The organism is Streptomyces noursei (assembly GCF_001646665.1).
Taxonomy (GTDB): domain Bacteria; phylum Actinomycetota; class Actinomycetes; order Streptomycetales; family Streptomycetaceae; genus Streptomyces; species Streptomyces lavendulocolor.
Genome location: NZ_LWBU01000368.1, coordinates 23,790 through 38,114, shown reverse-complemented (window position 1 = coordinate 38,114; position 14,325 = coordinate 23,790). Strand labels below are relative to the sequence as shown.

The 14,325-nt window shown below is 72.6% G+C and carries 10 protein-coding genes and 3 tRNA genes; 6 read left to right on the top strand and 7 right to left on the bottom strand.

All coding sequences use genetic code 11. The features are described 5' to 3' along the window. Positions 1-70 precede the first annotated feature (70 nt). The gene (hrpA, locus tag A4V12_RS27290) at positions 71-4,006 is read right to left on the bottom strand and encodes an ATP-dependent RNA helicase HrpA (protein ID WP_064072102.1); all 3,936 of its coding nucleotides are present in this window, start codon (positions 4,004-4,006) and stop codon (positions 71-73) included. Positions 4,007-4,141: 135 nt separating this feature from the next. Between hrpA and A4V12_RS27285 the strand changes: the two genes are divergently transcribed. From A4V12_RS27285 to A4V12_RS27275, 3 genes are read left to right on the top strand one after another with little or no spacing between them, the layout of a single operon-like run. After that, on the top strand, positions 4,142-4,654 hold the full coding sequence (locus A4V12_RS27285; RefSeq protein ID WP_064072101.1) for a hypothetical protein: 513 nt from the start codon (positions 4,142-4,144) through the stop codon (positions 4,652-4,654). 56 nt (positions 4,655-4,710) lie between these two features. Next, positions 4,711-5,442 carry a DsbA family protein gene (locus A4V12_RS27280; RefSeq protein ID WP_064072100.1) on the top strand — a complete coding sequence of 244 codons (732 nt, stop codon included), beginning with the start codon at positions 4,711-4,713 and terminating at the stop codon, positions 5,440-5,442. Next, a complete protein-coding gene (locus A4V12_RS27275) occupies positions 5,439-6,263 on the top strand; it encodes a cytochrome c biogenesis CcdA family protein (protein WP_064072099.1) in 825 nt (274 codons plus the stop codon). The genes A4V12_RS27280 and A4V12_RS27275 overlap by 4 nt, the downstream gene beginning before the upstream one ends. A 133-nt stretch (positions 6,264-6,396) precedes the next feature. On the opposite strand, the gene A4V12_RS27270 is transcribed toward A4V12_RS27275, so the two are convergent. The 6 genes from A4V12_RS27270 to A4V12_RS27245 form a co-directional block, all read right to left on the bottom strand. Continuing rightward, complete coding sequence (locus A4V12_RS27270; RefSeq protein WP_159028945.1) at positions 6,397-6,639, bottom strand: hypothetical protein; 243 nt, start codon at positions 6,637-6,639, stop codon at positions 6,397-6,399. A 154-nt stretch (positions 6,640-6,793) separates the two neighbouring features. Next, the gene (locus tag A4V12_RS27265; RefSeq protein ID WP_064072097.1) at positions 6,794-7,612 is read right to left on the bottom strand and encodes a DUF2637 domain-containing protein; all 819 of its coding nucleotides are present in this window, start codon (positions 7,610-7,612) and stop codon (positions 6,794-6,796) included. A gap of 671 nt (positions 7,613-8,283) precedes the next feature. Next, positions 8,284-8,357: transfer RNA gene (locus A4V12_RS27260), tRNA-Phe, on the bottom strand. Between the two features lie 22 nt (positions 8,358-8,379). Continuing rightward, positions 8,380-8,454: transfer RNA gene (locus A4V12_RS27255), tRNA-Asp, on the bottom strand. A gap of 39 nt (positions 8,455-8,493) precedes the next feature. Then, a tRNA-Glu gene (locus A4V12_RS27250) sits at positions 8,494-8,566 on the bottom strand. Positions 8,567-8,647: 81 nt separating this feature from the next. Next, entirely contained in the window at positions 8,648-10,255 is a 1,608-nt protein-coding gene (locus A4V12_RS27245) for a metallophosphoesterase family protein (protein ID WP_064072096.1), read from the bottom strand. A gap of 59 nt (positions 10,256-10,314) precedes the next feature. Here A4V12_RS27245 and A4V12_RS27240 point away from each other — a divergent pair, with 59 nt between their 5' ends. From A4V12_RS27240 to A4V12_RS27230, 3 genes are all read left to right on the top strand, one after another. Further along, positions 10,315-10,665, top strand: a complete 351-nt coding sequence (locus A4V12_RS27240) for a metallopeptidase family protein (protein WP_064072095.1) — start codon at positions 10,315-10,317, stop codon at positions 10,663-10,665. A gap of 82 nt (positions 10,666-10,747) precedes the next feature. After that, positions 10,748-11,404, top strand: a complete 657-nt coding sequence (locus A4V12_RS27235; RefSeq protein ID WP_064072094.1) for a hypothetical protein — start codon at positions 10,748-10,750, stop codon at positions 11,402-11,404. A 667-nt stretch (positions 11,405-12,071) separates the two neighbouring features. Next, the gene (locus A4V12_RS27230; RefSeq protein ID WP_199831399.1) at positions 12,072-14,240 is read left to right on the top strand and encodes a DEAD/DEAH box helicase; all 2,169 of its coding nucleotides are present in this window, start codon (positions 12,072-12,074) and stop codon (positions 14,238-14,240) included. Positions 14,241-14,325: the final 85 nt, after the last annotated feature.

The following is a 14,325-nucleotide window of genomic DNA, read 5'->3' as shown; positions in this document are numbered from 1 at the left end:
AAACACACTGTACAGCAGGTCAGAGGGTCCGGTCGACCTCACGCAAGGCGACGGGCCCGACACGGTCCCGTCAGGGGGCCGCGGCGTCGATCGCCTTGACGATCCGCTTGTCGGAGACGGGGTACGCCGTGCCCAGGGCGTGGGCGAAGTAGCTGACCCGCAGCTCCTCGATCATCCACCGGATGTCCAGCACCTCCTGGGGCACGGGACGGCCCTTGGGCAGCTGCTCCAGCAGCCAGGCGTACTCGTCCTGCATCTCGTGGACCTTCTCCATCCGCGTGGTGTCGCGCTGGACGGACGTGGGCATCTGCTGGAGCCGCCGGTCCACCGCCACCAGGTAGCGCATCAGGTCCGGCAGGCGCCGCAGACCGGTCGCCGTCACGAAGCCGGGCGGCACGAGGGCCGCCAGCTGCTCCCGGACGTCCTGGACGTTGTTCACCAGGACCAGGCTGTTCGTGGCCTTCAGGCGGCGCTCGCAGGCCTGCCAGGCGGCCAGGATCTGCTGCACCTGGTCCACCGTGCGGATCGTCAGCTCGACGAGGTCGGCGCGGACCTTGTCGTACAGCTTGCGGAACGACTCCTCGTCCCAGGCCGGACCGCCGTGGTCGGCGATCAGCCGGTCCGCGGCGGCGGTCGCGCAGTCCTCGAACAGCGCCTGCACCGAGCCGTGCGGGTTGCGGGACAGGGCCAGCTTCTGCTGGTTCGTCAGCCGGTCCGAGGCGAACTTCGCCGGGTTCACCGGGATGTTCAGCATGATCAGCCTGCGGGTGCCGCGCCACATCGCCCGCGCCTGCTCGGCCTCCGTGTCGAAGAGGCGCACGGACACGGTCTCCCCGGCGTCCACGAGGGCCGGGTACGCCTTGACGGGCTGGCCGGCCCGCCGGGTCTCGAAGACCTTCGTCAGCGTGCCGATCGTCCAGTCCGTCAGCCCCGTGCGCTCCAGGGACTGCCCGGAGCCCGAGGGGCCCGCCGTGGCCGCCTGGGCGGCCTTGGAGAGCGCCTGACGGGCCTTCGGGCGCAGCCGGAGCTTCAGCGCCTCCAGGTCCTTGTCCTCGGCCAGGTTCCGGCGCCGCTCGTCAACGATCCGGAAGGTGATCTTCAGGTGGTCGGGGACGCGGGAGAGGTCGAAGTCGCCGGCGTCGACCGGGACACCCACCATCCGCTGGAGTTCCCGGGCCAGGGTCACCGTCAGCGGCTCCTGGAGCGGCACGGCCCGCTCCAGGAACTTCTTCGCGTAGTTGGGCGCCGGGACGTAGTGGCGGCGGACCGGCTTCGGCAGCGAGCGGATCAGCTCGGTCACGACCTCTTCGCGCAGACCCGGGATCTGCCAGTCGAAGCCCTCGTCCGTCACCTGGTTCAGCACCTGCAGCGGGACGTGGACGGTCACGCCGTCCGCGTCAGCGCCCGGCTCGAACTGGTACGTCACCCGGAACTTCAGCGCGCCCTGCCGCCACGAGTCGGGGTAGTCGGCCTTGGTGACCGCGCCCGCCTTCTCGTTGATGAGCATCTCGCGCTCGAAGTCGAGCAGGTCCGGCTCCTCGCGGTGCTTGTGCTTCCACCACGAGTCGAAGTGCGCGCCCGACACGACGTGTTCGGGCACCCGCCGGTCGTAGAAGTCGAACAGCGTCTCGTCGTCCACCAGGATGTCGCGGCGCCGGGCCCGGTGCTCCAGCTCCTCGACCTCGGTGAGCAGCTTGCGGTTGTCCGCGAAGAACTTGTGGTGCGTCCGCCAGTCGCCCTCCACCAGGGCGTTGCGGATGAACAGCTCGCGGCTGACCTCGGGGTCGATGCGCCCGTAGTTCACCTTGCGCTGGGCGACGATCGGCACGCCGTACAGCGTGACCTTCTCGTACGCCATCACCGCCGCCTGGTCCTTCTCCCAGTGCGGCTCGCTGTACGTGCGCTTCAGCAGGTGCCCGGCGAGCGGCTCGATCCACTCGGGCTCGATCTTCGCGTTGACCCGCGCCCACAGGCGCGAGGTCTCCACCAGCTCGGCCGACATGATGAACCGCGGCGGCTTCTTGAACAGCGCGGAGCCGGGGAAGACGGCGAACTTGGCACTGCGGGCGCCCAGGTACTCGTTCTTCGCGCCGTCCTTGACGTCCTTCATCCCGATGTGGGACAGCAGGCCGGCGAGCAGCGAGACATGGACGCGGTCCTCGGGTGCGTCCTCCTCGTTGAGGTGGATGCCCATCTGCTTGGCGACCGTGCGCAACTGCGTATAGATGTCCTGCCATTCGCGGATGCGCAGGTAGTTCAGGTACTCCGACTTGCACATCCGGCGGAAGGCCGAGGACGACAGCGCCTTCTGCTGCTCGCGGACGTAGCGCCACAGGTTCAGGAACGCCAGGAAGTCGGACGTCTCGTCCTTGAACCGGGCGTGCTGCTGGTCCGCCTGCGCCTGCTTCTCGGCCGGCCGCTCGCGCGGGTCCTGGATCGACAGGGCGGCCGCGATCACCATGACCTCGCGCACGCAGCCGTTCTTGTCGGCCTCCAGGACCATCCGGGCCAGCCGCGGGTCCACCGGGAGCTGCGCCAGCTTGCGGCCCGCCTGCGTGAGCCGCTTCTTGGGGTCCTTCTGCGCCGGGTCGATCGCGCCCAGCTCCTGGAGGAGCTGCACGCCGTCGCGGATGTTGCGGTGGTCCGGCGGGTCGATGAAGGGGAACTTCTCGATGTCGCCGAGCCCGGCGGCCGTCATCTGGAGGATGACCGACGCCAGGTTCGTCCGGAGGATCTCGGCGTCCGTGAACTCGGGGCGGGCGAGGAAGTCCTCCTCGTCGTACAGCCGGACGCAGATGCCGTCCGACGTACGGCCGCAGCGGCCCTTGCGCTGGTTGGCGCTGGCCTGGCTGATCCGCTCGATCGGGAGGCGCTGCACCTTGGTGCGGTGGCTGTAGCGGGAGATGCGGGCGGTGCCGGGATCGATGACGTACTTGATGCCCGGGACCGTCAGGGACGTCTCGGCGACGTTCGTCGCGAGGACGATCCGGCGCCCCGCGTGCGCCTGGAAGACCCGGTGCTGCTCGGCGTGCGAGAGACGGGCGTAGAGAGGGAGGACCTCGGTGTTGCGCAGCTTCTTCTTGACCAGCGCGTCCGCCGTGTCGCGGATCTCGCGCTCCCCGGAGAGGAAGACCAGGATGTCGCCCGGCCCCTCGGCCTGGAGCTCGTCGACGGCGTCGCAGATGGCGGTGATCTGGTCGCGGTCGGACTCCTCGGAGTCCTCCTCCAGCAGGGGCCGGTAGCGCACCTCCACCGGATACGTGCGACCGGACACCTCGACGATCGGGGCGTCGCCGAAGTGGCGGGAGAAACGCTCCGGGTCGATGGTCGCGGAGGTGATCACGACCTTGAGGTCGGGACGCTTGGGGAGGAGCTGGGCCAGGTAGCCGAGGAGGAAGTCGATGTTGAGGCTGCGCTCGTGGGCCTCGTCGATGATGATCGTGTCGTAGGCGCGCAGCTCGCGGTCCGTCTGGATCTCGGCGAGCAGGATGCCGTCGGTCATCAGCTTGACGAAGGTGTCGCCGCCCACCTGGTCGGTGAAGCGGACCTTCCAGCCGACCGCTTCCCCGAGGGGCGTTTTCAGCTCGTCGGCGACCCGCTCGGCCACCGTGCGGGCGGCGATCCGCCTGGGCTGCGTATGGCCGATCATGCCCCGGACGCCGCGCCCCAGCTCCAGGCAGATCTTGGGGATCTGGGTGGTCTTGCCGGACCCGGTCTCACCCGCGACGATCACGACCTGGTGGTCGCGTATCGCCTCCAGGATGTCGTCCTTCTTCTGGCTGACCGGCAGCTGCTCGGGGTACGTCACCTCCGGCACCCGGGCCGCGCGCTCGGCCGTCCGGGCAGCGGCCTTCCCGGCCTCGGCGGCGATCTTGTCCAGCACGGCCTGCCGGGCTTCGGGCTTGCGGATGCGGCGGGCGCCTTCGAGACGGCGGCCGAGCCGGTGCGCGTCGCGCAGCGAGACCTCGGCCAGCAGGGTCTGGAGGTCGGCGAAGGAAGTAGACATACCTGACCCAGGATCTCACTCGCGGCGACGGAGTGGCGAACCGATTTCCCCGTACCATTTCCGGCGAGTCGAAGAGCCCCGGACGATCCTGGAAGGCGGTGCCCCGTGCCCTGTGCCGGCAGCCGGTGGTGCCGCGTGGCGGCCGCCGTGCTCGCGCTGGTGGGGGCGCTGCTGGTGTGCGGGCCGGCCGCCGGGCCGGGGCGGGACGTGGCCGTGTCCGCCGCGTCCGCCGTCGCCGCCGTGGCCGCCGGGCCGGTGGTACCGGCGGGGCGGGCGGTGGCCGCGGATTCCGCCGAGTCGGCCGTGTCCGCCGTCGCGGCGGTACCAGTGGTCCGGGCGGTGGCCGCGGATTCCGCCGAGCCTGCCGTACCCGCCGTCCCGGCTGTGGCGGCGGTCTCCGCCCACGACGGCGGGCCGGGTGCCGGCCGGGTGCCCGGGTGCGGTTCCTCCGACGACGGCGGCGGCCTGTCGCCCGCCCTGCCGCCCCGCTCCGGCTCCCTCGGCGAGCTGCTGTCCGCCCCGCCCGTCGCCCGCGCGGCGGCCGGCACGTGGGGCGCGGACGCCGCCGCCCCGGACGTCCGGCCGGAACGGGGGCCGCCGCCCCTCGTGCCGCCCTCCCCCCTGGACCTGTCGATCCTGCGCGTATAGCCGGCGCGCCGCCCCCGACCCGCCGGTCCCTTTCCCCTGCGCACAGGAGTCCCACCATGCCCAAGTCCACCTCGTATCTCATCGGCGCCGGTGTCGCCGCCGCGGCCGCGCTGCTCGGCGCCGTCTCGTACACCGCCACCAAGCCGGCCGAGCGCTCCCCCGCCGTCGTCGCCGAGGCGCCCGCCGCGGCCTCCGCCGGTGCGTCCGCCGAGCCGCAGGCCGGCGTGCACCCGGAACTGCAGAAGTACGCCCGGCGCGACGCCAAGGACCCGCTCGCCGTCGGGCGCGCCGACGCCCCCGTCGTCCTGATCGAGTACGCCGACTTCAAGTGCGGCTACTGCGGCAAGTTCGCCCGCGAGACCGAGCCGGAGCTGATCGAGAAGTACGTCGGCGAGGGCACCCTGCGCATCGAGTGGCGCAACTTCCCGATCTTCGGCGAGGAGTCCGAGCGGGCCGCCCGTGCCGCCTGGGCCGCCGGGCAGCAGGGGCGGTTCTGGCAGTTCCACAAGGCCGCGTACGCCGACGGCGCCAAGGAGCGGGGCTTCGGCGAGGAGCAGGTGACGGCGCTCGCGCGCGAGGCGGGCGTCGCCGACCTCGCCCGCTTCGGCCGCGACCTCGACAGCGACGCGGCGCGGCGGGCCGTGGCCGCCGACCAGGAGCAGGCGTACGCGCTCGGTGCCACGTCCACGCCGTCGTTCCTGGTGAACGGGCGGCCGATCGCGGGCGCCCAGCCCATCGAGACGTTCACGGCCGCGATCGAAGCCGCCGGGCGGGAGGCCCGCCGATGACGGACATCGGCTATCTGGCCGCCTTCCTCGGCGGGCTCCTCGCGCTCCTGAGCCCGTGCAGCGCGCTGCTGCTCCCCGCCTTCTTCGCGTACTCCATCGACACCCGGGCCCGGCTGGTCGCCCGGACCGGGATCTTCTACGCCGGTCTCGCCACCACGCTCGTCCCGCTCGGCGCCGCCGGGTCCTACGCGGGCCGCCTCTTCTACGGGCACCGCGACCTGCTGGTGGCGGTGGGCGGCTGGACGATCATCGCCCTCGGCGTGGCGCAGGCCGTGGGCCTGGGCTTCGCCTCGCGCCGGATCGCCGAGGTGAGCGGCCGGATCCGTCCCGTCTCGGCGCTCTCCGTCTACGCCCTGGGCCTGGTGTACGGCTTGGCCGGCTTCTGCGCGGGCCCGATCCTGGGCAGCGTGCTGACGGTGGCGGCGCTCGGCGGGAGCCCGGCCTACGGGGGGCTCCTGCTGGCCGTGTACGCCCTCGGCATGGCGGTGCCGCTGTTCCTGCTGGCCCTGCTCTGGGAGCGCTACGACCTGGGGCGGCGCGGCTGGCTCCGGGGGCGCGAGCTGCGGGTGGGCCGTTTCCGGCTGCACAGCACCTCGCTGCTGTCGGGGCTGTTCTTCGTCGTGCTGGGCACGCTGTTCCTCGCCTTCGACGGCACGACCGCCCTGCCGGGCCTGCTGTCGGTCGACGCCTCGTACACGGTGGAGGAGTGGGCCGCCACCCTCGGCCGCGCGGTCCCGGACTGGGCCCTGCTGCTGTCGGTGGTGGCGGTGGTCGCCGTCACGCTCGGCGTCCGCGGCTGGCGGAGCCGCGAACGGACCTGACGGCGGCGGGCCCCGCGGGCCCCGCGGGGCCGTGCCGGCGGCACCGGGCCGCCGGTGGCATCGGGTCGGTGCCGTCACCCGGCCGGTGCCGTCACCCGGCCGGTGCCGTCACCCGGCCGGTGCCGTCATCCGGTCAGCGGCGGTCCACGGCCCTCTGCCCCGGGGCGCCGGTGGCGTCCGCCGGGGCGGTGTCCACACGGGCTCCGGCGGAGAGGGCCCGGCCGAGGTTGTCCCGCAGCACACGGATCAGGAGTTTCCGGCGGTGCATTTCCCGGGTGTCGAGCCGGGACATCCCGGTCCGCATGGAGAGCAGGAGCGCCGGCGCCATCGAACATGCCGAAGCACATGCCAAGACGGGCCAGAAGGCTGCGCTCATGGTCGACCGTCCTTTCTGGGATGAGATGACTTAAGAGTGCGGGCCATCCGCAAGAGTGAGTGATCTTGCGATGTCGATCTTGTTCCTGGAAAAGTGCTCCCGGGGAGCGGGGGGTCCTCCGTGAACGGCGGGGCGCACACCTGCCGGTGCCGGTTCAGGAAGAGGGTCGAGGGGGAAGCTGTTCGAGATTCCGATGGCGGGGCTTCGTCCGGCGGGGAGGCCGGGTGAGGGTGATGAAGCGCACCATCTGCTGGAAACAGGCGAGTGAGGCGACCGTCGGAAGTGCCGCCACCGCCATGTCCGTGTAATTCCGGGGGGCCTCCGTCACGCACAACAGCATTCCGGTGAAGGAGAAGAGGAGGACGACCGCCCAGGAATGCGCGGCGCGGCGCTGGTGCAGCGCGGCCCGCAGGACCGAGAGCGACGCCACCGCCCAGGGGCCGTAGACGAGCAGGGGCCACCAGCCGACCGTGCTCGTGGGGGAGTGGCCCTGGGCGACCTCCCGCAGCGGGTCGTAGGCGATGATGCCGCTGAACACGCTCACCGTGGACACCAGCGTCACCGAGAGCGCCGCCAGGAAGAAGCTCCCGACGCGTGCCCAGGTGAGGACGGGCGCACGCGCCCTGCGGCGGCCGTGACCGGGCGGCACCGGTGTCGGCGGCAGGCTCGCCGTCATGCCGGCGAGGGTGGCCATGCCGTCGCGCTCGATGGGGCAGTCCGTACTCTCCGGGATCTCCGGCGGGGGCGGCTGGGCGGCCGAGCGGATCCGGTCCTCCTCCCTGGCCTCCTGGAGGAGGAAGGCGAGTTCCTCGGCCGGGTCCCACGCCATCCCCTGTCCGTCCGTCGAGGGATCCGCCAGCCCGAGGGGCCCGTGGAGCGTGGCGTGGAACGGGGACGTCTGGACCCAGGGCTGGTCGGCGTCCGGGACGGGCACGTAGGGGCTGAACGCATCGTCCGCGTAGTACTCACGCATGTTTATGGACCCTTGTCCGTCCTCCGTCGGCTTTCGTGGAGAGCCCGGCCCTGCTCCAGGAGTCCGTGAACGCCTTCTCGAGGTCTTCCATCGTTTCCGCGAGTTCCTGCAGTACCGCCCCGGACCATGTCAGGTAAATGGCCGCGCCGCGTCCGTGCAGGGTTCCGTTGATTCCCGAGGCGGGGGACGACGCGGGAAAGAAAAGGAATTCGCCCATGGGGAAGGATCTGGTCGCCCAGGAGGGTGCCTTGTGTTGGTCGACGGGGTGACCATCAGTGAGTGCCGCTGTCATAACCCAGCTAACGCGCGCACGAAACGTCACGGGTCTGCGCCGTACGGGTGGTGGCAGACGCTCGTCCGGGCGACCTCTTGACGTCTAATCGGTTCTGCAAGTGTGCCCAAAGGATAGTTAAGAAGATTACGCGGGAGACAACCCCCGGCAAAACGCCCACGTATCGACGGCTGAGCATATTTTCTCCCGCCGTGTGCACGGTGTGACGCATGGGGCTGAGGATTTCAGGGATTCCTCCACGGAAACGGCACGGGAATTCACGGAAAATGCATTCCTCGTGGGTCCGCCGTCCTCGCGTCGCCGGCGGCGGGAGGGGGCCGGAACGACAACACCCCCTCCGGGAGATCCCGGAGGGGGTGTGTGCCCTGATGGGCTGCGGTGGCTGGGGCCGGGGTCGAACCGGCGACCTTCCGCTTTTCAGGCGGACGCTCGTACCAACTGAGCTACCCAGCCACGCGACTCTTGCGAGCCGCAGCGGTCCTGACGGGATTTGAACCCGCGGCCTCCACCTTGACAGGGTGGCGAGCACTCCAAACTGCTCCACAGGACCAAGCAATGTGCGAGAACCAGTCTCGCACACGGTGTTGCGTGCCCCCAACGGGATTCGAACCCGTGCTACCGCCTTGAAAGGGCGGCGTCCTGGGCCACTAGACGATGAGGGCTAAGAGGCCCGCCTGGGCGCTTCGTCAGCGCGTCGGGGACGTGAGAAGCATATGGGATGCGGGGACCGTTCGCCAAAACGGTTACGGGGAACGGGTCGGGGGCGGGGTCCCGGCGGGGGGAACGGCGGCCGGAGCGGTGCGCGGACCGGAGGGGCTCCCGGACGGCGTACCGGACGGTCCGCCGGTGGGGGAGGTCCCGGGCGCGTCCTCCGGGACGTGGCGGCTGACCTCGGCCGTCGTGAGGCCCAGGCCGCCCAGGGTGATCTCGTCCCAGGCCTGGAGGCGGCGGGTGTCCCGGTCCAGGTAGAGGACGGACGCGTGGACCTTCTCCGGCTCGTCCTTCTCCAGGGCCCGCAGACCGCCGCCCCCGGTGGAGCCCTCGATCTTCAGGCGCGTGCCGTCCGGCAGGAGCTTGTTCACCCGGCGGTGGACGTGACCGGCCAGCACCAGCGGGACCCGGCCGTCGGTCTCCTGGGCGGCCACCGGGTTGTGGGCCACCGCGATGTCGACGGGGGTGCCGGCCCGCGCCTGGGCGCCCAGCGCGGCGGCCAGCCGGGCGCCCGCCGCGCGCTCGGCGTCGTCGCCGGCCGGCAGCACCGAGCGGTCCGGCGTGAACTGCGGGTCCCCGGTGCCGGCCACCCGCAGGCCGGCGACGGTGACGGCGCGGCCCTCGTCGAGGACGTGGACGTTCCGCAGGCCCTCCAGGTACCGCTGGGTGACCTGCGAGTCGTGGTTGCCGCGCACCCAGACGTACGGCGCGCCGAGGTCGCTGATCGGGTCGAGGAAGCCGTTCTCGGCGGCGGTGCCGTGGTCCATGGTGTCGCCCGAGTCGATGATCACGTCGATCCGGTACTGCTCGACGAGCGAGCGGACGATCTCCCACGCGGCCGGGTTCAGGTGGATGTCCGACACGTGCAGCACCCGCATGGTGCCCGGGTCGGGCTGGTACGTGGGCAGCGTGGAGGCGGCGTCGTACAGCTTCGTCACATTGGTGACCAGCCGGGCCAGTTCCTTCTGGTAGACGTCGAACTCGCTGACGATCGAGCGGGCGTTGCCCACCACGGACGGGGCGGACGACAGGAGTCCCGAGAACTTCGGCTCCAGTACCGACTTGGGGTTCCAGGTGGCGTACGCGGAGACACCCGCGGCCCCCAGCAGCGCCAGCGCCAGGCCGCCGGCCGCGAGGGCGCGGCGCGGGCGGCGGTAGACGGCGAGGCCCAGGGCGGTGGCGCCGGAGACGACGGCGACGCACGAGCGCAGGGCCAGCTCGCGGGTGCCGTCGGCGACGTCCTGGGTGATCTCGTCCTGGAGGCCGGTGATCCGTTCGGGGTGCTCGACGAGGGCCTGGGCGCGGGCCGGGTCGAGCTGGTCGACGTCCACGTCGAGGCGGATGGGCGCGGTGTGCGAGTCGAGTTCCAGGGCGCCCAGCGGCGAGACGTTGATCTTCGTCCCGCCGTGCAGGGAGGGCCGCAGGGTCATGCTCGTGTCCATCGGGCCCACCGGCGTACGGACGCTGCCGACGATCAGGAGACCCAGCCACGCGCCCAGAAGGACGACGGCCACCAGGCCGAGGGCTCGGGCATACGGGTGAGGGGCGTGGACCAGGGCGGAGGTGGGGGCGGAGCGGCGGGAGCGGTAGTGCAGCAGCAGGCGGGCATAGGTGGTGCGGAGGGCAGCTCGGGCGGCCATGGGCGCCGTATGCCCAAGCGGACGGGTCACTATGCCCGGCCATCCGTGACAATGGCCGCGTGCTGGAGATGACACGCGAGGAGTTCGAGGAACTGGTCGCCGAGGCGCTGGACAGGATCCCGCCGGAGCTGACGCGGCTGATGGACAACGTCGCGGTGTTCGTGGAGGACGAGCCGTCACCGGACGACCCGGATCTGCTGGGGCTGTACGAGGGCACCCCGCTGACCGACCGGGGCGAGTGGTACGCGGGCGTCCTGCCCGACCGGATCACCATCTACCGGGGGCCGACGCTGCGGATGTGCGATTCGCGGGAGGACGTGGTCGCCGAGACGGAGGTGACGGTGGTGCACGAGATCGCCCACCACTTCGGCATCGACGACGAGCGGCTGCACGAGCTCGGGTACGGCTGATCCGGGCCCCGGGGCGGCGTGTCCTTGTGGGGCCTGGGGAGTTGGGCAGGGAAACCCGTCCCGCACCCATGGAGGTGCCCTCGTGCGCCATCTGCCCGCCCCCGTCCGATGGGCCGTCACCGCGCTGGCGGTAGCGGCCTCCGCAGGCTCCGTCAGCGGCTGCATGAGCGTGTCCGACGAGGGCGCGAAGCCGGGGCCCGCCAGGTCCGTCGGGCCGGCGGACGCCGCCGCGGCGGAACCGGAAGGCGTCGCCGGCGCCCCGGGCGGGCTGCACGGCGTGCGGAGCGGCCCCGGCGTGCAGGGCCAGGCGGGCGGCGCGCCGGGCGAGGAGGACGCGGCGTCGCCGGAGCCGAGCGGCGCGCGGAAGGCGCCGAAGCCGTCGGGCAGGCCGTCGGCCGAGCCGCCGGCGAAGGGCCGGCCCGGGGCGCGGCCCGCGCACCCGCCCGCTCCCTCGCCGTCCGGTGGCGGCGGTGGAGGAGCGGGCGGCGGCGGGGGCGGCGGAGCGGCCGGGGGCGGCGGGGCGTCGCCGAGCGGGCAGCCGGAGCCGCCGGAGCCGACCGAGCCCCCGGCGTCGACGCCCGACCCGACCCCGCCGGCCGAGCCGAGCCCGGACCCCTCGGAGCCGCCGTCCGCGACGCCGCCCGCCGACACCCGTACCCAGTCGCTCCGGGCGCCCGAGGGCCGGTACGCGGGCTCCGTGGCCGAACCGGCCGCCTCACCGCAGGCCGCCCCCGCGTGACGCCCGTCGACCGTGTTGTCCCCGGCTCCCCGCCCGGCGACCGGCGGCGTATCCCCCCGGCCCGCGCGGCCCCGGCTGCCCGCGCGGCACCCGGCCCGGTGTGACGCCGCTGCCCGTGGCGCTCGGCCCTCGCGTGGCCACCGGCGGCGGCACCCGGCCCCCGGCCCCGTGAGCCTCCCCGGAGGGGCCCGCACGCCGGCCGGGCAGGCAAGCCCGTGCCACGAGAGAGCCGGCGCCGCGTGCCCGGAGCCGGCGCCACGGCGCGGGCGGGCGGGACGGCGGGCGTGCACCGCGACCGCGTGCGCAACGGCGGGCCGGCACCACGGCGGCCGGCGCCGCGTGCCTGGAGCGGGTGCCGCGCCGGCCGGGCGCCGAGGCGGCGGGGGCCAAGAACGGCCCCCGGCCGGGGGCCGTTCAGGGGGATCGGCGCCGGGTGAGGCGGACGTCACAGGCGCGGTGGCGTGGGACGGTTTGCGCTGAGTGGGGGGGAGTGCGTATGGTGGTAGATCGTTTGATCCCATGTTCCCCTTTGCCCGGCGCCACTACCGAGAGCGCCGCGTGTGGCGCGTACTCTCCCTTGCCGTGGCTGACCGCATCGAGGCGGTCGAATTGCGAAACACGGAGTTGACGGGCGCGTGCCGAGACTCCGGAAGGTTTCGCATTTCGCATGTCCATTTTCAGTCCTGACCACGCCGTCATGCCCGAGAACACCGAGCTCGACGAGAGCGCCGCTCTCGCCGACGAGGCCGTCGAGGCCGTCGAGTCCTCCGAGCAGGAGACGACGGACGAGCCCCAGATCACCTTCGGCGACCTGGGCCTGCCCGAGGGCATCGTCCGCAAGCTCGCCCAGAACGGCGTGACCACCCCCTTCCCGATCCAGGCCGCGACCATCCCGGACGCCCTGGCCGGCAAGGACATCCTCGGCCGCGGCCGCACCGGCTCCGGCAAGACCCTCTCCTTCGGTCTGCCGCTGCTCGCCACCCTGGCCGGCGGCCACACCGACAAGAAGAAGCCCCGCGGCGTCATCCTCACCCCGACCCGTGAGCTGGCGATGCAGGTCGCGGACGCCCTCCAGCCGTACGGCGACGTCCTCGGCCTCAAGATGAAGGTCGTCTGCGGCGGCACCTCGATGGGCAACCAGATCTACGCCCTCGAGCGCGGCGTCGACATCCTCGTCGCCACCCCCGGCCGGCTGCGCGACATCATCAACCGCGGCGCCTGCTCGCTGGAGGCCGTGAAGATCGCGGTCCTCGACGAGGCCGACCAGATGGCCGACCTGGGCTTCATGCCCGAGGTCACCGAGCTGCTCGACCAGATCCCCGAGGGCGGCCAGCGCCTGCTCTTCTCCGCCACGCTGGAGAACGAGATCGACAGCCTGGTCAAGCGGTACCTGGTCAACCCCGTCACCCACGAGGTCGACCCCTCCGCCGGTGCCGTCACCACGATGACCCACCACGTCCTGGTCGTGAAGCCCAAGGACAAGGCGCCGGTCACCGCCGCGATCGCCGCCCGCAAGGGCCGCACCATCATCTTCGTCCGCACCCAGCTGGGCGCCGACCGCATCGCCGAGCAGCTGCAGGACACCGGCGTCAAGGCCGACGCCCTGCACGGCGGCATGACGCAGGGCGCCCGTACCCGCGTCCTCGAGGACTTCAAGAAGGGCTACGTCAACGCCCTGGTCGCCACCGACGTCGCCGCCCGCGGCATCCACGTCGACGGCATCGACCTGGTCCTGAACGTGGACCCGGCCGGTGACCACAAGGACTACCTGCACCGCTCGGGCCGTACCGCCCGCGCCGGCAAGTCCGGTGTGGTCGTGTCGCTGGCCCTGCCGCACCAGCGCCGCCAGATCTTCCGTCTGATGGAGGACGCGGGCGTCGACGCCACGCGCCACATCGTGGGCGGCGCCGGGGCGTTCGACCCGGAGGTCGCCGAGATCACCGGCGCCCGGTCGCTGACCGAGGTGCAGGCCGACTCCGCGAACAACGCCGCCAAGCAGGCCGAGCGCGAGGTCGCCGACCTCACCAAGGAGCTGGAGCGCCTCCAGCGCCGTGCCGTCGAGCTGCGCGAGGAGGCCGACCGCCTGATCGCCCGTGCAGCCCGTGAGCGGGGCGAGGACCCGGAGGCCGCCGTCGCCGAGGTGACCGAGGCCGCCGAGGCCGAGGTGCAGGCCGCGATCGCCTCCGTACCGGCTCAGCCGGCGCGCGAGACGCGCGACGAGCGTCCGGCGTACGACCGTTCGTCCTCCTACGAGCGCCGTGAGCGCCGTGACGACCGGGGCAACTACGAGCGCCGCGACCGCCGTGACGACCGGGGCGGCTTCGAGCGCCGTGACCGCGACGACCGCGGTGGCTTCCGCCGTGACGACCGCCGGGACAACGACCGCGGTGGCCGTTCCTTCGAGCGCCGTGACGACCGCGGTGGCTTCCGGCGCGACGACCGCCGGGACAACGACCGTCCGTCGGGCGGCTTCCGCCGCGACAACGACCGTCCGTCCTCCGGTGGTTTCCGCCGGGACAACGACCGTCCGTCCTCCGGTGGTTTCCGCCGGGACAACGACCGTCCGTCCTCCGGTGGCTTCCGCCGCGACAACGACCGCCCCTCCGGCGGCTTCCGCCGCGACGACCGTCGCGACGACCGCCCCTCCGGCGGCCACCGCGGCAGCGACCGTCCGTTCAACCGCGACCGTCGTGACGACCGCCCCTCGGGCGGCGGCTTCCGCTCCGGCGGCCACGAGCGCCCCTACGGCCGCCGTGACGACCACCGCGGTGGCTCGAACACCGGCTCCTCCTTCGGGCGCCGTGACGACAAGCCGCGCTGGAAGCGCAACGGCTGACGCGCACGTCCGCCGAGCGCCGAGCACTGAGCGCCCGGCACCGGGAGCAGGGCCCGTATTCCGTACAGGGATACGGGCCCTGTCC